19 protein-coding genes and 1 pseudogene are annotated in these 24,985 nt (G+C 77.6%); 8 read left to right on the forward strand and 12 right to left on the reverse strand.

Features of this window, described 5'->3' with window-relative positions; all coding sequences use genetic code 11:
• Window positions 1–185: 185 nt before the first annotated feature.
• Window positions 186–1,622 (forward strand): ATP-binding protein, encoded by a 1,437-nt coding sequence (locus HWY08_RS16500; RefSeq protein WP_176067206.1) that lies wholly within the window; start codon window positions 186–188, stop codon window positions 1,620–1,622.
• A 15-nt stretch (window positions 1,623–1,637) separates the two neighbouring features.
• Here the strand turns inward: HWY08_RS16500 and HWY08_RS16505 are convergent, their stop codons facing one another.
• The 3 genes from HWY08_RS16505 to HWY08_RS16515 all read right to left on the reverse strand — a co-directional run bounded on the left by HWY08_RS16505 (window position 1,638) and on the right by HWY08_RS16515 (window position 4,679).
• Window positions 1,638–2,408 carry an ATP-binding protein gene (locus tag HWY08_RS16505; RefSeq protein WP_176067208.1) on the reverse strand — a complete coding sequence of 257 codons (771 nt, stop codon included), beginning with the start codon at window positions 2,406–2,408 and terminating at the stop codon, window positions 1,638–1,640.
• Window positions 2,409–2,501: 93 nt separating this feature from the next.
• Entirely contained in the window at window positions 2,502–3,566 is a 1,065-nt protein-coding gene (locus HWY08_RS16510) for a PAS domain-containing protein (RefSeq protein WP_176067210.1), read from the reverse strand.
• A 171-nt stretch (window positions 3,567–3,737) separates the two neighbouring features.
• The gene (locus HWY08_RS16515; protein WP_176067213.1) at window positions 3,738–4,679 is read right to left on the reverse strand and encodes a 2-dehydropantoate 2-reductase; all 942 of its coding nucleotides are present in this window, start codon (window positions 4,677–4,679) and stop codon (window positions 3,738–3,740) included.
• A gap of 220 nt (window positions 4,680–4,899) precedes the next feature.
• Here HWY08_RS16515 and HWY08_RS22230 point away from each other — a divergent pair.
• The 3 genes and pseudogenes from HWY08_RS22230 to phnE form a co-directional block, all read left to right on the forward strand.
• A pseudogene (locus HWY08_RS22230) lies at window positions 4,900–5,343 on the forward strand (ATP-binding cassette domain-containing protein); the annotation flags it as partial.
• On the forward strand, window positions 5,332–6,261 hold the full coding sequence (locus tag HWY08_RS22235) for a LysR substrate-binding domain-containing protein (protein WP_443092840.1): 930 nt from the start codon (window positions 5,332–5,334) through the stop codon (window positions 6,259–6,261). The pseudogene HWY08_RS22230 and the gene HWY08_RS22235, both read left to right, overlap by 12 nt.
• Entirely contained in the window at window positions 6,258–7,979 is a 1,722-nt protein-coding gene (phnE, locus tag HWY08_RS16525; protein ID WP_235969672.1) for a phosphonate ABC transporter, permease protein PhnE, read from the forward strand. The genes HWY08_RS22235 and phnE overlap by 4 nt, the downstream gene beginning before the upstream one ends.
• Before the next feature lie 3 nt (window positions 7,980–7,982).
• Here the strand turns inward: phnE and HWY08_RS16530 are convergent, their stop codons facing one another.
• Window positions 7,983–8,843 (reverse strand): putative selenate ABC transporter substrate-binding protein, encoded by an 861-nt coding sequence (locus tag HWY08_RS16530; protein WP_235969673.1) that lies wholly within the window; start codon window positions 8,841–8,843, stop codon window positions 7,983–7,985.
• 108 nt (window positions 8,844–8,951) lie between these two features.
• Between HWY08_RS16530 and HWY08_RS16535 the strand changes: the two genes are divergently transcribed.
• Genes HWY08_RS16535 through HWY08_RS16545 form a run of 3 tightly spaced genes read left to right on the forward strand, consistent with a single transcriptional unit; the run spans window position 8,952 to window position 10,786 of the window.
• Window positions 8,952–9,461 carry a superoxide dismutase family protein gene (locus HWY08_RS16535; RefSeq protein WP_235969674.1) on the forward strand — a complete coding sequence of 170 codons (510 nt, stop codon included), beginning with the start codon at window positions 8,952–8,954 and terminating at the stop codon, window positions 9,459–9,461.
• A 5-nt stretch (window positions 9,462–9,466) separates the two neighbouring features.
• Window positions 9,467–10,267 carry a TSUP family transporter gene (locus HWY08_RS16540; RefSeq protein WP_176067218.1) on the forward strand — a complete coding sequence of 267 codons (801 nt, stop codon included), beginning with the start codon at window positions 9,467–9,469 and terminating at the stop codon, window positions 10,265–10,267.
• A gap of 33 nt (window positions 10,268–10,300) precedes the next feature.
• Window positions 10,301–10,786 (forward strand): GNAT family N-acetyltransferase, encoded by a 486-nt coding sequence (locus tag HWY08_RS16545; RefSeq protein ID WP_176067220.1) that lies wholly within the window; start codon window positions 10,301–10,303, stop codon window positions 10,784–10,786.
• On the opposite strand, the gene pgl is transcribed toward HWY08_RS16545, so the two are convergent.
• The 7 genes from pgl to HWY08_RS16580 form a co-directional block, all read right to left on the reverse strand.
• Complete coding sequence (gene pgl, locus HWY08_RS16550; protein WP_176067222.1) at window positions 10,783–11,547, reverse strand: 6-phosphogluconolactonase; 765 nt, start codon at window positions 11,545–11,547, stop codon at window positions 10,783–10,785. The two genes, HWY08_RS16545 and pgl, sit on opposite strands and share 4 nt — an antisense overlap.
• Window positions 11,526–13,049 (reverse strand): glucose-6-phosphate dehydrogenase, encoded by a 1,524-nt coding sequence (gene zwf / locus HWY08_RS16555; protein ID WP_176067224.1) that lies wholly within the window; start codon window positions 13,047–13,049, stop codon window positions 11,526–11,528. The genes pgl and zwf overlap by 22 nt, the downstream gene beginning before the upstream one ends.
• Window positions 13,049–14,053: a phosphogluconate dehydrogenase (NAD(+)-dependent, decarboxylating) gene (gnd, locus tag HWY08_RS16560; RefSeq protein ID WP_176067226.1), complete on the reverse strand. Its 1,005-nt coding sequence runs from the start codon at window positions 14,051–14,053 to the stop codon at window positions 13,049–13,051. Before gnd ends, zwf begins: the two co-directional genes overlap by 1 nt.
• Window positions 14,054–14,186: 133 nt before the next feature.
• Complete coding sequence (locus tag HWY08_RS16565; RefSeq protein ID WP_176067228.1) at window positions 14,187–16,688, reverse strand: hybrid sensor histidine kinase/response regulator; 2,502 nt, start codon at window positions 16,686–16,688, stop codon at window positions 14,187–14,189.
• Between the two features lie 109 nt (window positions 16,689–16,797).
• Window positions 16,798–18,711, reverse strand: a complete 1,914-nt coding sequence (locus tag HWY08_RS16570; protein WP_176067230.1) for a M48 family metalloprotease — start codon at window positions 18,709–18,711, stop codon at window positions 16,798–16,800.
• A gap of 42 nt (window positions 18,712–18,753) precedes the next feature.
• Entirely contained in the window at window positions 18,754–19,341 is a 588-nt protein-coding gene (locus tag HWY08_RS16575; RefSeq protein ID WP_176067232.1) for a LemA family protein, read from the reverse strand.
• Between the two features lie 90 nt (window positions 19,342–19,431).
• Window positions 19,432–19,653, reverse strand: coding sequence for a DUF2116 family Zn-ribbon domain-containing protein (locus tag HWY08_RS16580; RefSeq protein ID WP_176067234.1), 222 nt, complete (start codon window positions 19,651–19,653; stop codon window positions 19,432–19,434).
• Window positions 19,654–19,913: 260 nt separating this feature from the next.
• On the opposite strand from HWY08_RS16580, the gene HWY08_RS16585 reads away from it, so the two are divergent.
• Window positions 19,914–20,282, forward strand: a complete 369-nt coding sequence (locus HWY08_RS16585) for a four helix bundle protein (RefSeq protein WP_176067237.1) — start codon at window positions 19,914–19,916, stop codon at window positions 20,280–20,282.
• A 367-nt stretch (window positions 20,283–20,649) separates the two neighbouring features.
• Here HWY08_RS16585 and HWY08_RS16590 read toward each other — a convergent pair whose 3' ends face one another.
• Window positions 20,650–24,981 (reverse strand): BadF/BadG/BcrA/BcrD ATPase family protein, encoded by a 4,332-nt coding sequence (locus HWY08_RS16590; protein ID WP_176067239.1) that lies wholly within the window; start codon window positions 24,979–24,981, stop codon window positions 20,650–20,652.
• Window positions 24,982–24,985: the final 4 nt, after the last annotated feature.

Raw genomic sequence — 24,985 nt, forward strand, 5'->3', positions numbered from 1 at the left:
GCGGCGGCCCCCGTCCGCGGGGGCCAGCGCCCATCCCTCGGGGCCACACGCCGCGAGGTGTGGAGGCGAGCCGACGTGCGCCCCTCCCATGCCGTTTCCGGCGCCCGCAGCGAGCCCTAGGTTCGGCCTTGAACGCGCTCCCCTGGCCGAGCGAGACGGCCTGGGGCGAGCGCCGGAGGTCGGCTTTGACACCGCAGACGAACAAGACGCCCACCGCGCCCGCCGATCCGGGTCCGGGCAAGAACCCGCTGCTCTGGCTCCGCGAGCGCCTCGCGGAGCTGCGCGCCCCGCGCGCGGCCCCGGCGGTGCGCCTCCCGCGCCGCGCCAGGATCGCCCCGATGCGGGTGAGCTGGCTCTCCTCGTTCTGGAGCGCGCGGCAGGCGGTGCGGTCCGGCATCGCGGTCGAGGACTTCCTGCAGCACCGCCTGTCGCAGCGCGTGGCGGCGCTGCCGGTCCCGCCGGCCCGCCTGCCGGTCGCGATCACCGTCGAGGAGCGCGGCGCCATCCTCACGGTCACGCAGCAGCCGCAGGCGCGCCGCGCCCCGTGGCTCGAGTCCTTCCTCCGCGCGGAGGGCGCGGCCGCCCTCGCCCCGGAGATCCAGCTGGCCCAGGCGGACGTGGCGCGCCTCGCCGCGCGCCTGGAGGGCCAGCGGCGCCGGGTGGACGAGCTCGGGCGCGAGCTGGAGGACGCGACCCGCGGCCAGGAGCTCGCCGATCCCGCCGACGAGGCCCAGGCGGCGCAGATGGGCCGCCCGCCGGTGCCGCCGCCGGTCGGCTTCGGCCTGCAGCTCTTCGGGCTGGCGCTCCTGCTCGCCGAGACCTGGCAGCTGGCGGTGCCCTGCCTGGAGGCGGCCGGCATCCGCACGCTCGACCTGCAGGCCGAGCTGCACCGCAACCCGGTCGGCCTGGTGCTCGGCGGCGTGTTCGCGCTCGGCGCCTCGGCCAGCCTCTTCCTCTTCGCGCACCTGGCGCTGCGGCGCGGGCGCGACCTGTTCGGCGAGCAGCCGGGGCGCCGGCGGCTCTGGGCCGGCCTCGCCGCCACCGGCGCGCTGGCGCTGGCGGTCTCGATGGCCTGGTCGATCGCCGGGATGCGGCCGGGCGCGAGCCACCCGGTGAACCTCGAGTACGCGCGGGTGACGCTGTTCCTGGTCGCGCTCGCCATCCCGCTCACCACCGCCTGGCTCATGCAGCTCGCGAAGCGGATGGGCGAGGAGCGGGGCGAGGCGCTGGCGCGGGCCCGCGCCTGGGACCACGAGCACTACCGCTCCTTCGCGGAGCTCTCGCGCCGCGCCGCGGCGCTGGGCGAGGAGGAGCGCCGGCTCATGCGCCTCGAGGCGGAGCGCCTGCTGGCGGTGCGCCGGCTGCGGGCGCTGCAGCAGCGCAGCATCTCGGCCGAGCGGGTGGCGGCCGACGCCGCCGACGAGGAGGAGCAGGAGCTGGCGCGGCTCGGCCAGGCCATCGCCGCCTCGCTGGAGCTCGACCGCTACGAGTACGTCCGGCAGTCGGCCGCGCGCGGCCTCCCGGTCGAGCACCGGCCGCTCTCCGGCCCGCCGGTCGGCCCGAACACCCCGCCGCCGGTGCGCCGCGGCGACGTCGGGCACGGCCTCGGGCTCGCGAGCTGACGCGCGCCGGGCGCGTCAGCTCACGCGCGAGACGACGCTGCCCGCGATCCCGACCGTCGCCACCTCGAGCGGCGCGGCGTGCCCGGAGAGCGCCAGCGCCTGCCGGACCGCCGCGGCGATCCCGTTGCAGCAGGGGACCTCCATCTTCACCACCGTCACGCTGCGCGGCTGCGCGCGGCGGAAGGTCTCGGCCAGCTTCGCGGCATAGGCGGAGAGGTCGTCGAGCTTGGGGCAGCCGACCAGCACGCGGCGGCCGGCCAGGAAGTCGTCGTGGAAGCGGGCGTAGGCGAAGGGGACGCAGTCCGCCGCGACGAGCACGTCGGCGCCGCGGAGGTAGGGGGCGTCGGGCGAGACGAGGTGGATCTGCACCGGCCACTGCCCGAGCTTGCTCCCCCCCTCCGGCACCAGCGGCGGCGGCGCCTCGGTCACGATCGAGAGCCGGGGCCGGGCGGCCGGCCGAGGCTCGGACACCGGCGCGAGGGTCCGCGGGCGCGCGCCGGGGCAGCCCAGCTCGGCCGGCGAGGGCGCCACGGTGAGCGCGGGGCGCGGGTGCGCCGCGTGCGCCTTCACGGCCGCCTCGTCGAACGCCGGCGCCTCGCGCCGCGTGACCTTGAGCGCGCCCTTCGGACACTCGCCCAGGCAGGCGCCGAGGCCGTCGCAGAGCGCGTCGTCCTTGAGCCGCACCTTGCCGCCCTCGAGGTAGAGCGCCCCCTCCGCGCAGGAGGGGATGCACTGGCCGCAGCCGTCGCACTTCGACTCGTCGATCTCGAGGATTTCGCGGATCATCGACCGCGTTGTGCCACATTCCGGGGCGACTGGTCGAGAGGGCGAGCGTGGGGCAGGCTCGCACCGGGGACCGCGCGTTTCGTCCCCCGCGACTCAGGCCAGCGGCAGCCGCACCAGCGCGGTCACCCCGCCCCCTTCGCCGGTGCCGACGGCGACGCTCCCGCCGAGCGCGGAGGCGAGGCCGTGACACACCAGGAGCCCCAGATCCGGGCGCTCGGCCGCCGGCTCGGGCGCGGCGAGCGGGCGCGCCCCGGCGCCCTCCGCCGCGACCTCCACCCGCGCCTCGCCTCCCCGCACCTCCAGGCCGACCCGCAGCGTCCCCTCCTCGCCGCCGGCCGCCGCCGGGAGCGACTGCGCCGCGTGCGCGACGATCCCCAGGAAGAGCTCGGTCAGCGCGGCCTCGCTCGCGCGCACCGCGATCCCCTCCGCCAGCGAGAGCGCGAGCCGCGCGCGGCCCCGCAGCGCGGGCTCGGCGAGGAGCGCCGCGTCGCGGATGGCGCGCGCCAGCTCGACCTCGCCCAGGAGCGGCGCCGTCGGGCGGCCGAAGACCTGGAGCGACCGCACGATCCGGCCGACGCGGAGCGCCGCCGCCCGCGCCTCCTCCAGCGCCGCGCGCGCCTCCACCAGGTCGGCCTCCGCCACCGCCGGGCCGAGCCGCTCGTGCTCGGCCTCCACGAAGGAGAGCCCCGCCACCACGCAGGCGAGCGGGCTGTTCACCTCGTGGGCGATGCCGGCCGCGAGCGTGCCGAGCGCCGCCAGCTGCTCGGCCGCGCGCAGCCGGGCGTCCAGCGCCCGCCGCTCGGTGAGGTCCTCGAGCACCACCACCGCCCCGCGCAGCGCGCCCCCGGGCCCGCTCACGCGGCGCAGCCGCGCCGAGAGGCAGCGGCGGCCGCCGCCGGTGCGCACCTCCGCCTCCAGGGCCGCCTCGGGCGCGCCGCCGAGCACGTCGGCCGCCGCGGGCGCGAGCCAGGGCAAGGCCCGCGCGAGCGGCTCGCCCGCCTCGGCCGAGGCCACCGCCGCGGGGCCCAGCAACGCCTCGGCCGCGCCGTTCATCCCGGTGAGGCTGCCGCCCTCGTCCACGAGCAATGTCGGCTCGGGGAGGCTCGCGAACGCGAGGTCGTAGGGGTAGCTGTCGGGATGTGCCGCGGCGGCCTGCATGGTCGGGGAGCGTCTCCTCCGCCAACTTCCTGACGCACGCTTCATGCCGCCCCATGGCGTGACGTACCCAGGACCCGGGACACCCCGATCGCGAGCAACTTTCTTGACTTACGCGGCGATATCGAACGCTCTCCGGCGCGGGAGCGAACGAGTCCTGCGCGACCCGGTGGGTCAGGGAACGGGTCGAGCGGGCCCGCGCGCCGCGGTCTCCTGCGGCAGGAGCGCGGCGTACAGGAAGCGGTGGACCGGAGCGTCCACCCCCGCCTCCGCCGCCAGCCGGACCACCGCCCCGGGCTGGTCGAACAGCTCGGAGGGCCGGCCGCCCTGGATGTCGCGCTGCATGGAGGCGGTGGACTCGGGCTTCACGGCGTCGATGAGGGCGAGCGCCTTCTCGACCGCGTCGGCCGTCAGCCGCACCCCGCGCGCGCGCCCGACGGCGGCGGTCTCCTCCATCGCGGCCCGGAGCAGCGCCCGGCTCTCTGGCAGCGTCCGCACCACGCCCACCGGCGCGCGGGTCACCGCGCCGACCGAGCCGAAGGCGTCGATGAAGAGGAACTTCTCCCAGGCGGCCGCCTCGATGTCCGGCGAGATCACCGCGTCGACCTTGGCCTCGCGCAGCGCGGCCGCCAGGCGCTCGAGGCGCGCGCTCGAGCCGCCGCGCCGCTCGCCCATGGTCACCCGCAGCAGGTCTCCGGCGTGCTTCACGACCCCGGGCGCCTCGGTCCAGGCGAAGAGGTGGCAGAGCCCGCCCACCACCCGCTCCTCCCCCAGCGCCCGGGCCAGGGTCGGCGCGGCCTCGACGCCGTTCTCGAGCGGGAGCACCAGCCCGCCGGGCGCCAGCAGCGGCGCGAGCCGCGGCGCGACCTCGCGCACCTGCCAGCCCTTCACCGCCACCAGCACCGCCTCGGCGGGGCGGAGCGCGCCGGGGTCGTCGCTCGCCTCGACCGGCGCGACGCGGAAGGTCCCCCGCGGGCTCTCGACCTCGAGCCCGCGCTCGCGCAGCGCCGCCAGGGTGGCGCCGCGCGCCACGAAGGCGACCTCGTGACCGGCGCGGGCGAGCAGCCCGCCGATGAGCCCACCCACCCCGCCCGCTCCGACGACGGCGACGCGCATGCCCCGAGTTGTACGGGCCTCGCGCGGGCGCCGCAAGCGCCGCGGCGCTTGCCGCCCGCGGCGGCGCGGGTTAGGTCCGTCGGCGCCCCGCATGTCCGCGCCCATCCCCGACGCCTCCGGAATCGCACGCGAGGCGCCCGCCGCGGGCGGCCCCACACCCGCGGTCGAGCTCGGCGGGGCGGGGCGCGCCTTCGGCCGCTTCCGGGCGCTCTCGGGGGTGACCCTGTCGGTCCTCCCCGGGGAGCGGGTGGCGCTGGTCGGCCCGAGCGGCGCCGGCAAGTCCACCCTGCTCCGCCTCGCCAGCGGCGCGCTCGCGCCGACCGAGGGCGCGGTGCGCGTCCTCGGCGAGGAGGTGGCGCGCCTCGGGCCGCGGCGGCTCCGGGCGCTGCGCGCCCGCGTCGGGACGGTGCACCAGCAGCTCCAGCTCGTGCCGCAGGCGAGCGTGCTCGAGAACGTGCTCATGGGCCGGCTGGGCCGGCGCTCCGCGCTGGCGGTCGCGCTCGGGGCGCTCCGGCGGCGCGAGCGCGAGGAGGTGGCGGCGCTGCTGGCGGAGATCGGGATCGCCGGCAAGCTCGACGAGCGGGTGGACCGGCTCTCGGGCGGCGAGCAGCAGCGGGTGGCGGTGGCGCGCGTGCTGTACCAGGCGCCGGACCTGGTCGTCGCCGACGAGCCCTTCTCCTCGGTGGACCCGGAGCGGAGCCGCGCGGTCATCGCGCTGCTCCTCCGCGCCGCCGAGGGGCGCGCGCTGCTGCTCTCGACGCACCAGCTCGCCCCGGTCCTGCCGCACTTCCCGCGGGTGGTGGGGCTGCGCGAGGGGCGCGTGCTCTTCGACAAGCGGCGGGAGGAGGTCACGCCGCGCGACCTCGCGCTCCTGTACCAGCCGGAGGGCGCGACCCGCGCGCCGGAGCCGCGCCGGGTGGTGACGGAGCCCGCCGGGGCGCCCTCGCCGGCGGAGCTGCGGGTGGGCGCCTCCACCACGCCCGGCGAGCACATCCTCCCCGCCGCGGTGGCCGCCTTCGCGGCCGAGGAGCCCCAGGTCACGCTCCGCCTGGCGGTGAAGGGCACGGCCGAGGTGCTGCGCGACCTCGCCGCCGGCCGGGTGGAGCTCGCCTTCGTCGGCGCGCGCGAGGAGCGGGCCGGGCTGCACTTCGAGGACTTCGCCGAGGACGAGATCGCGCTCGTCGCGGCCGCCAGCTTCGCCGGGCTGCCGGAGCCGCTCCACCCCGCGGCGGTGGCCCGCCTGCCGCGCGTCGATCGCGAGCCCTCCTCGGCGACCCGCGCCATCGCCGAGGCGCAGCTCGCCGCCATGGGGGCGCCGCTCGACCCCGGCGCCGCGGTGCTGGAGGCGGGGAGCCTGGCCGCGCTGGTCGAGGCGGTCTCGGCGGGCCTGGGGGTCGGCTTCGCCTCCCGGCGCTCGGTGGCGCGCGCGCTGGCGCAGCGGCGGGTGCGCCTCGTCGCGGTCGAGGGGGTCCAGATCCCCCGGCGGTTCTTCGTGGCGTGGCGGCGCGACGCGGCGCTCTCCGGGCCGGCGGCGCGCTTCCTGGCGCTCGCCCGCCGCGCCGCCGGCGGGGGCGGGCCGTGATCGCGCCCGCCGCGCCGGCGCTCGCCCCGGCGCCGCGGCCCTGGTTCCTCTCCTGGCCCGGCCTCCTCCTGGCGACCGCGCTCGCGCTCGCCTGGCGCGGCTCGGGCGGGAGCCTCGCCGCGCTGGCGTCGCCCGGCGCGCGGAGCGCGGCGCTCGACTTCGCGCGCGGCTTCTGGCCGCCCGCCCACGACCCGGCGACGCTCGCCGCGCTCCTGCGGCCGCTCGCCGAGACCTGCGCCATCGCGCTGTGCGGGATGGCGCTGGCGCTCGCGCTGGGCGCGCCGCTCGCGCTCGCCGCGCTGGCCCCCGAGGTGCTCCGCGCCTGCGGCGCGCGCCCCGGCCCGGGCCGCCGCGCCGCGCAGGTCCTCGCCCGCGGGGCGCTGGCGGTGATGCGCTCCGTCCCCGAGCTCGTGTGGGCGCTGCTCTTCGTGCGGGCGCTCGGGCTCGGGCCCGCGGCGGGCGTGCTCGCCATCGGCGTCGCCTACGGGGGGGTGGTGGGCAAGGTGTTCGCCGACCTGCTGGAGGGCGTCCCGCGCGCGGCGGCGGGCGCGCTCGGCGCCGCCGGCGCGCGCCCGTGGACCGCCTTCGCGCTCGGGCTCCTGCCGCCGGCCCGGCCGCTCCTCGTCTCCTACACCCTGTACCGGTTCGACTGCGCGCTGCGCGCCTCGGCGGTGCTGGGGCTCGTCGGCGCCGGCGGCCTCGGGCAGCAGCTGGAGCTGTCGCTCAAGATGCTCCGGTACGACGAGGTGGCCACCTGGGTGCTGGCGCTCTTCGCGCTGGTCGCGGCGGTCGACCTCGCCTCGCAGGCGCTGCGGCGCCGGGTGGCCGCGCGGCGGTCGCTCTTCCCGGCCTCGCCGGGCGCGCTGGCGCGGCGCGCGGCGGCGGCCGCCGGGCTCGCGGCGCTGACGGTCGCGGCGGCGCGCTTCCTCGAGCTCTCCCCCGCCGCGCTCCTCTCCGCGGAGGCGCGGCGGGGCCTCCGCGCCTTCGCGGCCGGGCTCTGGCCGCCCGACCTCGCGCCGAAGGTGCTCGCGGGGGCCCTCCCGGCGGCGCTCGAGACGCTCGCGGTCTCGGTGCTCGGGACCGCCCTCGCCGCCGCCGGCGGGCTCGCGCTCGCCTGGTGCGCGGCGCGCCCGCTCGCGCGCGTGCCGGGCGAGGCGCGCCACGCCGGCCGCGCCGCCGCGGCATGGGGGGCGCGGGCGATCATGAACCTGGCGCGCACGCTGCCGGAGCTGCTGTGGGCGCTGGCGCTCGTGATGGTGGTCGGGCTCGGGCCGTTCGCGGGCGCGCTGGCGCTCGGCGTCCACACGGCTGGCGTGCTGGGCCGGCTTTACTTCGAGGCGCTGGAGGAGGTGCCCGCCGCGCCGCTGGCCGCGCTGCGCGGGGTGGGCGCCTCGCGCGCGGCGACCGCGCTCCTCGGCGTCCTGCCGCAGGTCTGGCCGCAGCTCGTCGCCTACACGCTCTACCGGTGGGAGGTGAACATCCGCGCCTCCGCGGTGCTGGGCGTGGTGGGCGCGGGCGGGCTCGGGCGCGACCTCAAGCTCGCGCTCTCGTGGTTCGACTACCCGCGCGCCGCCACCCTGGTGCTGGCCATCCTCGCGCTCGTGCTGGCGGTGGACGGCCTCTCGGCGGTGGTGCGCCGGCGCGCCCTCGCCGGGCGGGCCACCTGCGCCGGGACGACGCCCGGCGGCGCCGACGCCGAGCGCGCGCTCGCCGCGTGAAGATCAGCGGATGAGCCCGGCGCTCTTCGCCGCCTCCTCGATCTTCAGGTAGTTCTCCGGCCGCGTCTCGACGAAGCGCTTCGTGCGCTGCAGGTCGAGGATGGCCTTCTGCTCGGGCTTGGCCGGGTCGAGCGCCAGGAAGGCCGCCTTGAGCTGCTGCACGAGCTTCGGGTCGAGGTCGCCGCGGACGGTCCAGTTGTAGTCGTGGAAGTCCGGCGTCGTGTGGAAGACCACCACCTTCGCCGGGTCCACCTTCTTCTCCTCGACGAGCTTGTTCCACACGGACTCGTTGAGCGCGCCGGCGTCCACCTTCCCCTGCTCCACCCACTTGACGGTGGCGTCGTGGGCGCCGGTGAAGGCGTAGCGAGCGAGGTCCTTGTCGGGGTCGAGGCCGGCCTGAAGCAGGTCGTAGCGCGGCATGAGGTGGCCGGAGGTGCTGCTCTCCGAGCCGAAGGCGAGGGTCTTGCCCCGGAGGTCCTGGAGGGTGCGGATGCCGGACCCGGCGCGGGTGATGAACTTGGAGTGGAAGTGGGCGTCCTCCTCGCGCTGTACCAGCGGGAGGGCGGTCCCGGTCCGCCGGCGCGCCTGCACGAAGGTGAAGCCGCCGTACCAGACGAGGTCCAGGCGGCCGCCGGCCAGCGCCTCGACGGTGGCGGCGTAGTCGGTCACCGGCTGGAACTTCACCTCCACCCCGAGCTGACGGGCCAGGTACTCGCCCAGGGGCTGGAACTTGCGCTGCAGCTCGGTCGGCGCCTCGTCGGGGATGGCGGAGACCCGGAGCACCGGGCGATCGGCGGCGGCGGCCGGGGCGGTGAGCGCGGCGGCGAGGAGGAGGGCGGTGGGGCGCAGGCGGAGCGGGAGCACGGGGTGACACCTCGGGTGAGCGGACCGCCTGCTCGTAACTCGGGGCGGCGCGGGACGCCAGGTCCGGATAAGGTCCCGCCCGGCCCGCCCCCGGGCCCGAGGAGGAACATGACCATGCGTGCAACCTTCCTGGCCGCCCTGTCCCTGCTCCTGCCCGCCGCCGCGCTCGCCGCCGGCCCCGCCCACGCCGTGCTCAAGGACGCCCAGGGGCGCGAGGTGGGCACGGCCACCTTCACCGGGGCGAAGGGGGGCGTGGAGCTCACGGTGGAGGCGCGCGGCCTGCCCCCCGGCACCCACGGGATCCACGTGCACGCGGCGGGCAAGTGCGAAGGCCCCGAGTTCAAGAGCGCCGGCCCCCACTTCAACCCCGACCAGAAGCAGCACGGCCTCGCGAACCCCGCCGGCCACCACGGCGGCGACCTGCCGAACCTGGTCGTGAACGCCGAGGGCCAGGGCCAGCTCAAGGCCACCCTGACCGGCGCGACGCTCGCCGCCGGCCCGCGCTCGCTCCTCGGCCCGGAGGGCACCGCGCTCGTGGTCCACGCCGGGCCCGACGACGGCAAGAGCGACCCGGCCGGCAACTCCGGCGCGCGGATCGCCTGCGGCGTGATCCGCTGACCGCGATGGAGCCGGCGGTGCACCTCGGCCCGGGCGCGCTCGCCCTGCTCGCCCTGGCCGCCTTCGCCGCCGGCGTGGTGGACGCCGTCGCGGGCGGCGGCGGCCTCGTGACCATGCCGGCCCTGCTCGCGGCCGGGCTCCCGCCCCACCTCGCCATCGCCACCAACAAGGGCCAGGCGGTCTTCGGCTCCGGCGCCTCGCTCCTGCGCTTCGCGCGCGCCGGCCTGGTGGACCCGGCGCGGGCGCGGGTGGCCTTCCCGGCCGGCTTCGCCGGCTCGCTCGCCGGCGCCGCCCTGGTGCTGCTCCTCTCCCCCGCCGTGCTGCGCCCCATCGTCCTCGGGCTGCTGGTGGCGGTGGCCGCCTTCATGGCCTTCCGCCCGCCGCTGGCGGCGCCCGCGCCCGGCGCGGCCCGGGGGGTCCTCCCGCTCGGCCCGGCGCACGCCCCGCTGGCGGCCGCGGTCATCGCGGCGGTGATCGGCGCCTACGACGGCTTCTTCGGGCCGGGCACCGGCACCTTCCTCATCGTCGCGTTCGTGCTGGTCCTCGGCGACGGCCTCACCCGCGCCTCGGGCGAGGCGAAGGCGGTCAACTTCGCCTCGAACCTGGCGGCGCTGGCGCTCTTCGCGGCGCGCGGGGTCATCCTGTGGAAGGTGGCGCTCCCCATGGCGGCGGCGCAGTTCGCCGGCAGCACCCTGGGCGCGCACCTGGCGGTCCGTCGCGGCGACGTCTTCGTGCGGCGCGTGGTGCTGCTGGTGGTGGTGGCGCTGGTGGTCAAGCTCGGCCGCGACCTCCTCGCCTCCGCCTGATCCGCGGCGGCGGGTGCGGTAGCATCCCCCGCCATGATCCGCCTCGCCGCCCCGGCCGACCTGCCCCGCATCGTCGAGATCTACAACGCCGCCATCCCCGGTCGCCTCGCCACCGCCGACACCGAGCCGGTCACGGTCGAGGCGCGGCGCGCCTGGTTCGAGAAGCACGGGCCGCGCCGGCCGATCTGGGTGGACGAGCGCGACGGGGAGGTGATCGGGTGGGCCAGCCTCACCGACTTCTACGGCCGCCCCGCCTACGGCGCGACCGCCGAGCTCAGCATCTACGTCGCGCCCGAGGCGCAGCGCCGGGGCGTCGCCCGCGCGCTGGTGGCGCACGCGGTCGCCGCGTCGCCCGCGCTCGGGCTGACCACCCTGCTCGGCTTCGTCTTCGGCCACAACGCCCCCAGCCTGGCGCTGCTCGGCGGCTTCGGGTTCGTCCGCTGGGGCCACCTGCCGCGCGTCGCCGTGCTGGAGGGCGTCGAGCGCGACCTCGACATCGTGGGGCTGCGGCTGGGCTAGCGGCGCAGCCCCGACGCGGCCGCGGCGTCGAGCGCCCACAGCAGCTCGCCGCGCTCGGGCCGCACGCGCGCGGCGGGCAGGTCCGCGCCGCCCTCCAGCACCGCCGCGACGGCGGGGGCCTTCTCCGCGCCGGCGACGAGGAAGATCACCGCGCGCGCCGCGTCGAGGAGCGGGAGGGTGAAGGTGAGCCGCCAGGCGCCGAGGCGCGGGACGTGGTTCGCCGCCACCAGCCGGTCGGACGCCTCCAGCGCCGCGGTGCCGGGGAAGAGCGAGGCGGTGTGGCCGTCCGGGCCGAGCCCCAGCAGGACGAGGTCGAGCCGCGGGACGCCGTCGCCCTCCTCCGACCCCAGGGCCGCGCGCAGCTCCGCCTCGTAGGCGCGCGCCGCCGCGGCGGGATCGGGGTCCTCGCCGCGCAGGCGGTGCACCTGCCGCTCCGGCACCGGGACGCGGGCGAGGAGCGCCTCCCGGGCGGCGCGGTAGTTCGAGTCGGGGTGATCGGGGGGCACGCACCGCTCGTCCCCGAAGAAGATCTCCGTGCGCGCCCAGGGGATCCGGGCGCGGAACGGCTGGGCCGGGTCGGCGAGGAGCGCGTGGAGCGCCCGCGGGGTGTGCCCGCCGGCGAGCGCCAGCGCGAAGCGGCCGCGCAGCGCCGCCGCGGCCTGCCCGCGCGCCACCACCTCCTGGGCGGCCAGCTCCGCCGCGCCGGCCAGGTCCGGCGCGACGAGGACCCGCGCGCCGCTCAGCCCCCCGGGTTCACCCATCGCCGGCCCTCCCTGCGCAAGAGCTCCTCGGCGGCGGCCGGCCCCCAGCTCCCCGCCGCGTAGTTGGGGAAGTCGCGCGGCGGCAGGCTCGACCACAGGTCGAGCACCGGCGAGGCGAGGCGCCAGGCGGCCTCGACCGTGTCCCAGCGGTGGAAGAGCGTCGCGTCCCCGACCATGACGTCGTAGAGGAGGCGCTCGTAGCCGGTGGCCGGGACGAGCGGGCCGAAGTCCTGGTACCCGAAGCGCAGGTCCACGTCGGTGAGGCGGATCCCCTGGCCCGGGATCTTCGCCTTCATGCGCAGCGCGATGCCCTCGTCCGGCTGGATGCGCAGCTCGAGGCGGTTGCGGTCGATCGCCTCCACGCCGGCGCCGCGGAAGAGCATGAGCGGCGGGCTCTTGAACTCGAGCGCGATGAGCGTCTCGCGCCGGGCGAGCCGCTTGCCGGAGCGGACGTAGAACGGCACCCCGGCCCAGCGCCAGTTCTCGACCACGAGCTTCATCGCCGCGTAGGTCTCGGTGCGCGAGGCGGGGTCGACCCCGGGCTCCTCCCGGTAGCCGGTCACGCGCCGCCCGCCCACCACCCCCTCGCCGTACTGGCCGCGCACGGTGGAGGCGATCACCTCCTCCGGCTGCATGGGGCGGATCGCCTCCAGCACCTTCGTCTTCTCGTTGCGCACCGCCTCCGCGCCCAGCGAGCTCGGCGGCTCCATCGCCACCAGCGTGAGGAGCTGGAAGATGTGGTTCTGGATGATGTCCCGCAGCACCCCGGCCGACTCGTAGTACGCGCCGCGCCCCTCCACGCCCAGCTCCTCCGCCACCGTGATCTGGACGTGGTCGACGTAGCGTCGGTTCCAGATGGGCTCGAACAGGCCGTTGGCGAAGCGGAAGACGAGGATGTTCTGGACCGTCTCCTTCCCCAGGTAGTGGTCGATGCGGAAGATCTGCCGCTCCTTCATGACCCGCACCAGCGCCGCGTTGAGCGCGCGCGCGCTGTCGAGGTCGCGCCCGAAGGGCTTCTCGACCACCAGCCGCCGCCAGCGCCCGCCCTCCTCGCCGAGGAGCCCGGCCGCGCCCAGCCGCTCCGCGATGGGCCCGAACGCGTCGGGCGGGGTGGCGAGGTAGAAGAGCGCGTTGCCGCCGGTGCGGTGCTCGCGGTCGAGCTCGGCGAGGCGCGCGCCGAGGCGCTGGTACAGGTCCGGCGCGGCCGGGTCGCCCGCCACGGCGTGCAGCCGGGCGCGGAAGTCGGCCCACAGCTTCGGGTCGATGGGGCGGGTCGCGAACTCGCGGATGTCCTCGCTCATGAGCTCGCGGAACGCCTCGTCGTCCATGGGCTTGCGCACCACGCCCACGAAGGCGAACTCGGTCGGCAGGAGCCCGTTCGCGTGCAGGTTGTAGAGCGAGGGCAGGAGCTTGCGGCGGGTGAGATCCCCGGTGGCGCCGAAGATGACGATGGCGCAGGGATCGCCGGGGCAGTCGAGGCAGGAGGCGGGGGGCGCGGCCATCATCGGCCCTCCTTCGCGCCGCCCGCCGGCGGCGCCTCGCCGTGGCCACCGAACTGGTGGCGCAGCGCCGAGAGCAGCTGGTCGGCGAAGCCGTGCTCCTCGCGCGAGCGGAAGCGGGCGAAGAGCGCCGCCGCCAGCACGCCCGCCGGGACCGCCTCCTCGAGGGCGGCCTCGAGCGTCCAGCGGCCCTCGCCGGAGTCCGCCACGCGCCCGCTGAAGGCGGCCAGGCGCGGGTCCTCCGCCAGCGCGCGCGCCGCGAGGTCGAGGAGCCACGACGACACGACGCTGCCCCGGCGCCACAGCTCGGCGATGGCGGCGAGGTCGAGCGGGTAGCGCTGCCCCTCCGGCCGCCCGGCGTCGCCGGCGTGGCGCAGGAGGTCGAACCCCTCGGCGTAGGCCTGCATGAGGCCGTACTCGATGCCGTTGTGGATCATCTTCACGAAGTGCCCGGCGCCGGCAGGCCCGCAGTGCAGGAAGCCGTGCGGGGCGGTGGTGGCCGCGGGCGGCGCGCCCGCCAGCGCGGGCGCGAGCCCGAGGTCCCCCGGCGCCAGGGCGCGGAAGACGGGGCCGAGGCGCGCCACCGGCTCGGCCGGGCCGCCGATCATGAGGCAGTAGCCGCGCTCGAGGCCCCACACCCCTCCGCTGGTGCCGACGTCGAGGTAGTGCAGGCCGCGGGCGCGGAGCTGCTCGGCCCGCCGCACGTCGTCCTTGTAGAAGGTGTTGCCCCCGTCGACGAGCGCGTCGCCCGGCGCGAGCAGGGCGGAGAGCTCCTCCACGGCGCGCTCGGTCGGCGCGCCGGCCGGCAGCATGAGCCAGACCGTCCGGGGAGCGGTGAGCCGCGCCACCAGATCGGCGAGCGAGGAGGCCACCACCGCGCCCTCGGCGGCCAGCTCCGCGAACGGCTCGGGGGTGATGTTCCACACCACCGGCGCGTGGCCGCGGCGGGCGAGCCGCCGCGCCATGTTCGCTCCCATCCTGCCCAGCCCGTACATGCCGATCTGCATCGCGCCCCTCCGCGGCCCGGGCGCCCGGGAAGAACGCCCCTCGCGAGCGCCGGCTCGCGCCCGGGATCTAACGGGGCGGCCGCGCGCGCGGGCGGACGGCCGCGGCCGAGTTGGGGAGGGCCGGCGCGGGGCGCTACGGCCCGGCCTGGCGCGCCCGGGGCCCGCCGGCCGGCTCGCCGCCCGCCGCCAGCGCTTCGTCCACCGCCCGCAGGAGCTGCGCGGGCGTGAACGGCTTCTCGACCACCGTGCTGCCCGAGTCCGCGATCTGGCGCCGGGCCGCCTCGTCCAGGAGGGCGCCGGTCACGAAGACCATCCCGCGCGCCAGCCGCGGCGCCGCCCGGGCGAGCTCGCGCTGCAGCTCGAGCCCCGTCATCTCCGGCATCAGCACGTCGGAGACCACCACGTCGAAGCGCTCCCGCTCGACGGCGGCCAGCGCGCCGAGCCCGCTCGCGACCACCGTCACCTGGTGGCGGCGCGCCAGGGCGCGCTCGACCGCGCGCGCCACCAGCGGATCGTCGTCGACGACCAGCACCCGCGACCTCGGCTCGCCTCCGTCGGCCGCGACCGGCGCGGGCGTCGTGCCGGCCGACGGCGCCGCCTGCGGGAGCAGCACCGTGAAGGTGCTGCCCTGGCCCGGGGTGGACTCGGCCCCGATCGCGCCGCCGAGCTCGGTCACGATGCGGTGACAGATGGCGAGGCCGAGGCCCGTCCCGCCCCCGCCCTCGTCGGTGGTGAAGAACGGCTCGAACAGGCGCGGCAGCACCTCGGGGGAGATCCCGCGGCCGCTGTCGCGCACCGCCAGCGCGACGCGGCCGCCCGGGGCCGGGCGCACCGTGATCCGCACCTCGTTCGCGTCGACGCGCCCCTCCGGGATGGCGTGGGCGGCGTTGACGAGCAGGTTCAGCACCACCTGCCCCAGCCGGCCGGCGTCGCCGCGCACCGGCGGCACCGGGTCGAGCTCGGTCACCACCCGCGCCCGGTGCTTGAGCTCGTGGCGCGCCATGTTGACGGCCGAGGCGATCACCCGCGCCAGCTCGACCGGCCCGTCCTCCCGCCGGGGGCTGCGCGCGAAGGCGCGCACGTCGGCCACGATGACGCGCAGCCGCGCCGCCCCGTCGGACGCCTCGCGCAGCGCGGCCAGCACCTCGGGCGCGACGCGCGCGAGCTCGGCCGCGTCGAACCCGGCGCCGGGCCGCTCGGCGAGCCGCGAGAGCTCGCCGAGCGCGTAGTCGAGGTTGGTCGCGACGTAGGCCAGCGGGTTGTTGAGCTCGTGCGCGACGCCGGCGGCGAGCGTGCCCACCGAGGCGAGGCGCTCGCTGAGGAGGAGCTGCTCGCGGAGGCGGCGCTGCTCGGTCACGTCGACCGACGTGCCCACCACGCGCAGGGGCCGCCCCTGCGCGTCGCGCCGGAGGATCACCCCGCGCGAGTGCATCCACTGGTACGCGCCGTCCTTCCGGCGGTAGCGCAGCTCCACGTCGTAGCAGGGCGCGCGCCCCTCCAGCAGCGCCGCGTAGGCCGCCCGCCGCGCCGGCGCGTCCTCGGGGTGGACGAGCGCCTCGAAGTCGGCGGGCTCCTGCAGCTCGTCGGGCGCGTAGCCGAGCACCCGGTTCCAGGACGCGGTCGGCTGGACGTGGCCGGTCGGCACGTCGAGCTCCCAGACGCCGGCGCCCGAGGCTTGCAGCGCGGCGTCGAGCCGCTCGCCGGAGGAGCGGAGCGCGGCGATCTGCTCGCGCCGGCGGCGCAGCACCTGGGAGGCCGCGGCGGCCGCCAGCGCCGCGAAGCTCGCCAGGGAGAAGAGCAGCGCCGCGCGCGCGGTGCGCCGCGGCCCGAGCACCTCCGCCTCCGGCAGGAGCGCCACCGCGGTGAGCTCGCTCCCGGCCACCGGCGCGCCGACGGCGACGAGGCGGGCTCCTCCAGGCCCCGCGCCCACCACCGCGCCGCGCCGCCCCAGCGCCAGCCAGAGCGCCTCGCGCGGGTTCGCGGCCGTGGGACCGGCGAGCGGGCCGCGGGTCGTCATCACGAGCTCCGCGCCGGCCTCGCCCGGCCGGACCACCGCCAGCTCGAGCGCGGGCCGGGCGGCCGCCAGCGCCGCCAGCTGCGGCAAGAGGGTGGCCCGCGCCTCCGCCAGCGCGAGCACGGCGCCTCCCTCGGGGAGCGCCGCGGCCACCTGCATCGTGAGGTCGCCGCCGGCGCCGGCCCGGAGCGCGGTGGTCGCGACGTCGCGACCCTGCACCGCCTGCCCGACCAGCCGCGCCTCGCCCTCGTCGAGCGCGCCGCGCCCGGACAGCGAGAAGGCCAGGGAGCCGTCCCGCCGGACGAGGGCGATGTCGCGGCAGCGGTAGCGGGCCGCCGCGGCGCGGAGCAGCCCCTCCAGCGCCTCGCCGGGGAAGGCGCCCCCCGCGGCGGCGCCGAGGATCGGCTCGACCGCGAGCACCGCCATGTCGCCGGACCGCTCGTCGCGCCAGGCCGCGATGAGCTTCGCGCCGAGGCTGGCCTCCGCCGCGAGGTGGTCGGCGGCGGCGGCCCACAGCTCGCGCTCGAGCCGCCGGTCGTAGCGCCAGGCGGCCACGACCACCGCGGCCGAGCAGAGCGCCAGGACGGCCCCCCACGCTGCGCGCTGAGACGTCTCCCGCACGGCCATCCCCCGCGTCCGTGACCGTCGCCCAGCATAGCGGACGCCGCGCGGCCCGCCCAGCGAGAGACGCACCCATCGTACGCGGTGCGCCGCCGCGGGGTGATCCCGATCACGCGCTGGCCGCGGCGCCCCCCGCCGCCGCGTCCGCCCCGGCGGGCGCGACCAGCGGCGGGAGCGGGCACCCGAGCGACGCCGCGACCGCGCGCACCAGCGCCGCCTCCTGCGGCGTGACGCGGCCGTCGCTGCTGGCGGCCGCGGCGCAGGCGGCGAGGACCCGCAGCTTGAGCGCGGGCGAGGCCCCGTCGAGCACCTCGAGCGCGCGCGCCGGACCCTCGCTCGCCAGCCGGTCGCGCGGCAGGAGCCGCCAGCGCTGGCGGGCGCCGAGCGCCGCCGTCGCGCCGTCGAGCGCCGCCTGGGCCAGGGCGGGCTCGCGCGCGCCGGCCCAGCTGAGCAGGGACAGGACCACCAGCGCCTCCGGCTCCACGTCGGACAGGGCGCGATACCGGACGGGCGTCACCGCGCGCCCCGCGAGGCGGCGGTCGAGGCGGCGCGTCAGGGCGCGGTGGAAGGCCCACGGCAGCACCGCCCCGTGCCCCGCCTCGCGCGCGAGCGCCGCCAGCTCCTCCCGCAGCGCCCGCGCCTGCGGCGCCGAGAGCGCGTCGAGCGCGGGCGACAGCAGATCGTACAGCGCCACGCGCGCCTCGCCGCGCTGCCCGTCGAGGAGCGGCGCCAGGCGGGCGACCTCCGCCGCGGTGGCGCCCGCCCCGTCGCCCGCCGCGAGCCCGGCGAGCTGCCGCTCGCGCGTCGGTCCCGGCGGCGCGAGGAGGAGCGCGCACGAGAGCGCCCTCGCGCCCCACGGCTCGCGGGCGGCGCTCGCCAGCGCCGGCGGCAGCGCCGCCAGCAGGGCCCCCGCGGCGGCGAGGTGCGCCGGCCCGGGCCCGCCGCCGGCGGCCACGAGCGCGCCGGCCGCCGGCGGGCCTGGCGCGGCCGCGGACTCGAGCGGGGGCGGAGCCTGGTGCGAGGCTGCGGCGGGGCCGGCCGGCTCCAGGCGGCGCAGGCGCTCCGCGATGGGGGGGTGGGTGGCGAACCACGTCTCGAGGACACCCACCACGCCGTTCGCGAACAGGAAGTGGTTCACCTGGGAGGCGCCCGGCGCCCGCAGCCGCGAGCCGCGCTCGGCCGCCTTGCGCAGCGCGCCCGCCAGCCCGGCGGGGTTGCGGGTGAACTGCACCGCCGCGGCGTCGGCCAGGAACTCGCGCTCCCGCACCACCGCGAAGCGCAGGAGCTCGCCGCACAGCTGGCCGACGGCGCCCGCCACCACCAGCGCGCAGCCCGCCAGGAGCACCAGCGCCGAGACCTGGGCGGCGCCGCGCCGGCGCCCCTGCATGACCCCGCGGATGAGCAGCCTGCCGGCGAGCGCCAGCGCCGAGAGCCCGCCCACCGCCGCCATGAGCCGCCCGTTGAGCCGGACGTCGAGGTTCAGCACGTGCGAGAGCTCGTGGGCCACCACCCCCTGCAGCTCGTCCCGGTCGAGCGCCTCGAGCGCGCCGCGCGTCACCACCACCACCGCCCGCGAAGACGAGGCCCCGGCGGCGAACGCGTTCACCCCCGGCTCGTCCGGCAGCACGTAGGCGCGCGGCACCGGCAGGCCCGAGGCGATGGCCATCTCCTCGAGGACGTCGCGCAGCCGGCGCGCGGGCGGATAGCTCGGGTCGGGGGCGAGCGGCACCGCGCCGAGGCGCCGCGCCACCGCGTCGCCGCCGTCCGGCCCGAGCGCCACCGCCTGCCAGCCCGCGCCGAGCGCCACCACCGCGGCGACGCCCGCCACGACCCAGGCGAGGAGCCGCCCGTTCCACAGCCGCGCCTGGCCGGTGTAGAGGCCGAACGGGAGGAGCGCCCCCAGGTACACGAGCGCGACGACCAGCGCCGCCGACAGCGCGAACGCGACCAGCAGGAGCGCCGTCCGGCGGCGCGCGGAGGCCTGCCCGGCGAAGAAGTCGAGGGTGGCGCGCCGCGGCGCCATGGCGGCGCTAGCCCGGCCCCGCGGGGACGGTGGTGCGGGCCACTACAGCGCCACCCGCACCGGCGCCCGCTCGGTCTCGCTGGCGGACTCGTAGGGCGCCGCCTCGGTGAAGCCGAAGGTGCCCGCGAGCGCGCTGGCCGGGAACGACTCGCGGCCGACGTTGTACTCCATGACCGCGTCGTTGTAGGCCTGCCGTGCGAAGGCGACGCGGTTCTCGGTGGAGGCGAGCTCCTCGAAGAGCTGCGCCACGCTGCCGTTGGCCTTGAGGTCGGGGTAGGCCTCCGCCACCGCGACGAGCCGCGCCAGCGCGCCCGAGAGCGCGCCCTCCGCCCCCGCCAGCCGCTGCATCGCGCCCGCGTCGCCCGGCGCCGCCGCCGCGCCCCGCGCCGCCCCCTCCGCCTGCGCGCGCGCCTGGACCACCGCGTCGAGCGTCTCGCGCTCGTGCTTCAGGTACGCGCGCGTCGCCTCGACCAGGTTCGGGATGAGGTCGTGCCGGCGGCGGAGCTGGACGTCGATCTGGCTGTAGGCGTTGCGGTAGCCGTTCCGCCGGGCGACGAGCCCGTTGTAGAGCCGCGCCACCGCCGACCCCAGGACCACCACCACGACGAGGACCACCAGCGCGCCGACCATGGGCACCTCCGGAGCGCCAGCATCGCACAGCGGGGCCGCCCGCGGTCCACGCGTTCGGGCGGGCGGGGTGGAGCGCCGTGGGCGCCGGACCTACCTCGGCGCGCCGAGGGCGAGGTCGTCGCCCATCCGCGAGCACCCCGCCGCGTGCGCCTCGCGCCGGAGCGGCGCGCCGGTGTGCCAGCTGAAGGGCTCCACCGCGTGGCTGCACTCCGGGCAGAGCGCCGCGTCCTGCACCAGCTCGCAGTCCTCGGAGCAGGTGTCCTGGCCAGGTTCGACGGGTTCACCGCAGACGACGCAGCCGAAACGGCTCATGGAGACTCCTCGCTTTCGCGGGGGGAGTGTGGAGGGGGGATCTGACAGTGGGGGGCGACCTCGACCTGCGACCTGCGACCTCGACCGCGACCGCGACCGCGACCTCGACCACGACCACGACCTCGACCGCGACCTCGACCGCGACCGCGAATTGGGACTGCGACTGCGACGCGACTCCGGCGAGTTCGACCTCGACCTCGACGGCGACGAGGGAGGCCATCGCCATTTCCGCCTCCCTCCTTCGGAGTGAGGAGGCGGAAATGGCTCATTCATCTCGTTCATCAATCGTCGTCGAGGTCGAGGTGCTCCCGTTTCAGACACTCGATGTTTACGTCGCGGCCCGCGAGCTCGCGGCGCTCGTGCACGCTTTTCGCATCGCGGACGCGGAGCTCCGCGACCAGGCCACGCGGGCCGCGAAGTCGGTCTTTCTCAACCTCTGCGAGGGGCTGCCCAGCGACAGCGGGCCCATGCGACGCAAGCACTTCGCGCTCGCGAACGGCTCGTTGCACGAGGTGGTCGGGGCCGTGGATCTGGCGCAGGCCATCGGGGCGCTCGCGCCCGAGCCCGCGCGGCGCGCGCAGGCGCTCGCGGTCCGGGTGAAGCACATGCTGCGCGCGCTGGCGCGGTGAGTCGGGGCGCTCACGTGCGGCACGGCGCACCGGACGCGCCGCACCGCGCCCGCGCGCGCACGAGGCGCCATTGCGGAGCGCCGCCCCAGGTCACGCGCTCGCCGGAACGCGCCGAGGGGACCTCGCCGCGGGCGAGGACTGCTCGAAGCTCCGCGCCGCGGAGGCGGCGCGGTGCAAGGTTCCGCAGCCCGCGTCGCGCGGCCAGCGGTGCGCGTTCCGGCCGTGGGAGCAGTCCGGCGCGGCGCGGAGCACGGGCGCCGACGCGCGCGCGAGCGCGGGGCGGCGGGGGCAGCCCCTTCGCGCGCGGGCGAGGGAAACGACTGCGACCTCGACCTCGACCGCAACCGCGACCCGGGCCGACTCGACGTCACTGCCCTGCGGGGCCGACGCGCGCGGGGGCGAGGGCGTGGGGCAGGGGCTCGGCGGTGGAGGCGGCGGGGCGGCGGGTGCGGCGGCCGCGGAAGCGCTGGTGGACCTCGAAGGCGAAGCCGTCCAGCACCTCCGGGTCGATCGGGTCGCCGTTCAAGGACAAGGTGAGGGAGAGCAGGCCCTCCCGCTCCGCCACGTGGTGGAACTGCGCCTCGGCGATCTTGTTCGGCATGCACTCGAGCGGGCCCACCGAGACCACCGCGTCGATCTCGCCCCGGCGCCAGGCGTGGACCGGGACGCCGATGGTGAGCACCGACTCCACCTCCAGCTCCTCGCGCAGGTACGGCGCCGCCGCGGCCAGCGCGGCCTTCACCGGCACGTGCTCCGGCCAGCCCAGCACCCCCGCCCCCGCCCGGTGGCACAGGCCCAGGATGCGGTTCCGGAGCGCGGTCTCGAGCCGGTCGGCCGGGCCGCGGTTGGCGCCGCTCTTCGCGGCGATGAAGTCCGAGTACTGGATGAACTCGGACACCGGCTCCAGCCGGGCGCGGATGCCGCGCCGCTCCAGCGCCTCGGAGACGTAGTCGTTCGCGAAGGGGTCGGAGCGGACGTAGATCTCGCCCACCACCAGCACGCTCGGCACCTCCTTCCGCGACTTCACCGCGGCCAGCTCCTCCGCCGCGCGCCGGAGCAGCTCCGGGATGCCGTAGACGCGGCCCGTCGCCACCTCCAGGAGCACCCGCGCCGCCGACAGGTCCCCCGCCGCCGCGCCCTCGATGCGCGCCCACAGCGCCTCCGACCAGCGCCGGTGCAGCTCGGCCGCCGCGCCGTCGCGCGTCTCCACCGGGCGCACGTCGTGGAGCGCCTCCTCCAGCACCCCCGCCGCGCAGACGCCGGCGAAGATGATGGCCTTGAAGCCTGGCGGCATGCCGTGGAAGTAGTCGCCGAAGGTGGGCGACCACAGGTCCACCCGCTCGCCGTGGCCCAGCCGGTCGAGCACGAGCTGGTGCAGCTGCTTGTAGGCGCCGAAGCGGCAGGGGCCGTCCGAGCCGGGCATGAGGAAGGTGAACCGCTCGCGCTCCTCGCCCGGGCGCTCGATGCGCTCGAGCAGGCTGCCCAGGGTGAGGGTGAGCGGCAGGCACTCCTTGCCCGAGGTGTGCCGCCGGCCGAGGCGCAGGGTCTCGCGGGTCGGCCGGGCCAGGGTCTCGGCGCGGGCGCCCAGCCCGCGCGCCGCCGCCGCCACCGCCTCCGCCTCCGGCCCCATCCGCGGGACCAGCATGCGCGCGCCCGCCCGCGCCAGCGCCAGCAGCGAGCGCGGCGGGACGGTGAGCCGGCCCGCGTCGCGCGGAGGGGTCGCGCGCGGGGCGCGCTGGTCCTCGCGCACGCAGTGCAGGAACGCCTCGACCCGGGTCTTCGTGCCCGCGTCGCCCGCGTGCCCGTCGGTCTCGATGATGGCGAAGGGGCGCCCCTCCATGAGCCAGGCGTAGGCGTGCACCGTGAAGCTGTCCGGGCCGCAGGAGTAGTTGGAGCAGAAGATGGAGTAGAGGCCTGGCTCCCGGCGCAGGTGCCAGGCGGCGCGCAGGATGCGCTGCCCGTAGCCCCAGAAGACGTCCTCGAACACCGGCGCCTCGTCCGGCACCGGGTAGCAGTCGACCGGGATGGCGATCGCGCCCTGCTCGCGCAGGATGGAGGGCACGTGCGAGTTGAGGACGTCGTTGTGGATGGTGTAGCTGCGGCCCAGCACCACCACCGGGGTCACGCCCTCGGCGCGGCAGAAGGCGAGCGCGCGCGCGCCGATGTCGAGCAGCGCCGCCTCGAACTGCTCCTGCTCGATCCGCGCCGCCCGCCACGCCGCCCGCCACGCGCCCTCGCGCGTCACGCCCAGCGCCTCGGCCAGGGCGCGGCACCCCTCCAGGAACCGCTCCGAGTCGAGGAAGCCCGGGCCCATGTCCACCACCGGCGAGACGACGCGCGGCGCGCGCGCCCCGAGGTCCCAGCGCAGCATGTCCGGCGCGCCCTGCACGATGGGGCACACCGCCGAGACCCGCTCCTGGGCGTGCGCGCGCGGGATCTCGCGCAGCATCGGCAGGAAGAGGAAGTCGGGCCGGGCGTCGGCCATCTCCGAGACGAGCCCGTGGTACTGCTGCATCGGCGCGCAGAACGGGACGTTCGCCTCCTCGATGCCGCGCCGGAGCGCGCCGCGACCGGCGCCGCGCGCCACCCGCACGTCGAGGCCGAGCGCGTGCACGAAGGTGGCGAAGAACGGGAAGAGCCCCTTCAGCTGGAACTCGTCCGTCATCGCCACCACCGGCCGCCCGCGGCGGACGCTCGCGCGCGCCGCCACCGCCTCCACCAGCGCCTCGCGCTCGCGGAAGGGGTCGGGGGCCAGGTCGGGGAGCTTCTTGCGGCGGGTGCCCTGGTCCCACAGCGAGCAGCCGCCGCCCCAGGTGAAGCGCGCCTGCGCGCCGGCGACGACGGTGGTGAGCCGGTCGATGCGGCACTTGTTGCCGGCGCCGCCGCAGCCCTGCGTCGAGCCGCACACGAACTCGTCCTTGCGCTCCACCCGCGCCGCGAGGAAGCGGCGCAGGTCGAGCGCCGGCGCGCCCGCCAGCGGCAGCTCGTCGAGCGCGAGGAGCGCGATGCCCACCGCCCCCATGAGCCCCGGCTTGGGCGGGACGATCACCTCCGCCCCGGTCTGCCGCGCCACCGCCGCCGCCAGCGCGTCGGAGGCGAACGGCATGCCCTGGCAGAAGATCACCTCGCCCACGGAGCGGCTGCCCTTCACGCGGTTCAGGTAGTTCGCCACCACCGAGTCGTAGATGCCGGCCACGATGCGGTCGCGCGCCACCCCCGAGGCGAGCGCCTCGTCGATGATCTCGGCCATGAACACCGAGCAGTGCTGGCCGAGCGCGACGCCCCCCTTCGCCGCCAGCGCCTCCTCGCCGAGCTGCGCGACGCTCTCGATGCCCTGGAATCGCTTGCCCTGCTCCTCGATGAAGGAGCCGGTCCCGGCGCTGCACGCCTCGTTCATGGCGGCGTCGACCACCCGCCCCTCGCTGAGCCGGATGTACTTCGCGTCCTGCCCGCCGATCTCGAAGATGGTGTCGACCCGCGGGTCGAGCGCCAGCGCGCCGGTGGCGTGGGCGGCGATCTCGTTGAGGACGTGGACCGCCTCGCGGCCGTACACGGTGGCGAGCAGCGAGCCCACGATCTCGCGCCCGGAGCCGGTGGCGCCGAAGCCGCGCACCCGGTGCAGCGCCGCCGGCCCGTCGAGGAAGAGGCGCACCAGCTCCTGCGCCGCCGCCACCGGCGCGCCGTTCGTGCGCAGGTAGCCCTCCCACAGCGGCGCGCGGGTGGCGGCGTCGAGCGCCACCGCCTTCGAGCCGGTGGACCCGATGTCGAAGCCGAGCACCACGTGCCGGACGCCCTCCACCTCGACCACCGGCGAGGCCGGGAGCCGCTTCACCCGCGCCCGCGACGCCGAGAGCGCCGGCAGCTTCTCGAGCGTGGTCTCGAGCGGCGGGAGGATGAGCTCGGAGAGCGGCGGCACCCGCGTCCCCGGGTGCTCGGCCGCCACCAGCGCGCAGCCGAGCGCCTCGAGGTAGAGCCCGTCCTCGGGATCGCCGGCGACGAGCTCCATCCCGTGCCGCTCGAGGAAGGCGCGGAAGTGCTCCCGGACCCGCCGCGCGCGCGCCACCCCGCCCGCCAGCCAGACCCGCGGCGGCGAGAGGCTCGGCTTGAGCAGCACCTCGACGTTCTCGCAGATGGCGTCGAGCAGCCCCGCCAGGATGCGGTCCTTGCCCTCGCCCTTGTTGGCGAGGTGGGTCATGTCGGTCTTGAGGATGACCGGGCAGCGGCCGGAGAGCGGCGCCGGCTCCGCCACCCCCGCCGCCAGCTCGGCGGCCTCCGCCACGCCGAGGTCGAAGCGCTCCACGAGCTGGCGCAGGAAGTTGCCGGTGCCCTGCGCGCAGCGCGAGTTCTCGCGGAAGACCTGCTGGCCGCCGCCGCGCAGCTCGAGCACGGAGAAGCCGTGGCCGCCGATCGAGACCAGGGTGGCCGGCGCGTCGCCGTGCAGGTGCCGGTGGGCGCAGGCGACGGCCTGCTTCACCGGCACGCGCGAGAGCTGCACCTGGCGCCCGAGCCGCCCGGTCACCGCCGCCCCGCCGACCTCCTCCCACGACCAGCCGGAGAGGACCTCCAGCAGCCGCGGCCCGGGCTCCTTGTGGTGCTCGACGAGCGCGCGGCGCGCCACGCGGCAGCCGCCCTCGTCGCGGACCAGCTCCACGACCTTGAGCGTCTCCGCGCCCAGGTCGATGCCGACGAAGCGAGTCATGGCG

The organism is Anaeromyxobacter diazotrophicus, from assembly GCF_013340205.1.
GTDB classification, from domain to species: Bacteria; Myxococcota; Myxococcia; order Myxococcales; family Anaeromyxobacteraceae; genus Anaeromyxobacter_A; species Anaeromyxobacter_A diazotrophicus.

Bases quoted from the DNA above. Each gene is read 5' to 3' on its own strand.
- HWY08_RS16505 (WP_176067208.1), bottom strand. From the start codon at position 2,408: ATGATCCGCGAAATCCTCGAGATCGACGAGTCGAAGTGCGACGGCTGC.
- HWY08_RS16510 (WP_176067210.1), bottom strand. From the start codon at position 3,566: ATGCAGGCCGCCGCGGCACATCCCGACAGCTACCCCTACGACCTCGCG.
- HWY08_RS16515 (WP_176067213.1), bottom strand. From the start codon at position 4,679: ATGCGCGTCGCCGTCGTCGGAGCGGGCGGGGTGGGTGGGCTCATCGGC.
- HWY08_RS16535 (WP_235969674.1), top strand. From the start codon at position 8,952: ATGACCATGCGTGCAACCTTCCTGGCCGCCCTGTCCCTGCTCCTGCCC.
- HWY08_RS16540 (WP_176067218.1), top strand. From the start codon at position 9,467: ATGGAGCCGGCGGTGCACCTCGGCCCGGGCGCGCTCGCCCTGCTCGCC.
- HWY08_RS16545 (WP_176067220.1), top strand. From the start codon at position 10,301: ATGATCCGCCTCGCCGCCCCGGCCGACCTGCCCCGCATCGTCGAGATC.
- pgl (WP_176067222.1), bottom strand. From the start codon at position 11,547: ATGGGTGAACCCGGGGGGCTGAGCGGCGCGCGGGTCCTCGTCGCGCCG.
- zwf (WP_176067224.1), bottom strand. From the start codon at position 13,049: ATGGCCGCGCCCCCCGCCTCCTGCCTCGACTGCCCCGGCGATCCCTGC.
- gnd (WP_176067226.1), bottom strand. From the start codon at position 14,053: ATGCAGATCGGCATGTACGGGCTGGGCAGGATGGGAGCGAACATGGCG.
- HWY08_RS16570 (WP_176067230.1), bottom strand. From the start codon at position 18,711: ATGGCGCCGCGGCGCGCCACCCTCGACTTCTTCGCCGGGCAGGCCTCC.
- HWY08_RS16575 (WP_176067232.1), bottom strand. From the start codon at position 19,341: ATGGTCGGCGCGCTGGTGGTCCTCGTCGTGGTGGTGGTCCTGGGGTCG.
- HWY08_RS16580 (WP_176067234.1), bottom strand. From the start codon at position 19,653: ATGAGCCGTTTCGGCTGCGTCGTCTGCGGTGAACCCGTCGAACCTGGC.
- HWY08_RS16585 (WP_176067237.1), top strand. From the start codon at position 19,914: ATGGCTCATTCATCTCGTTCATCAATCGTCGTCGAGGTCGAGGTGCTC.
- HWY08_RS16590 (WP_176067239.1), bottom strand. From the start codon at position 24,981: ATGACTCGCTTCGTCGGCATCGACCTGGGCGCGGAGACGCTCAAGGTC.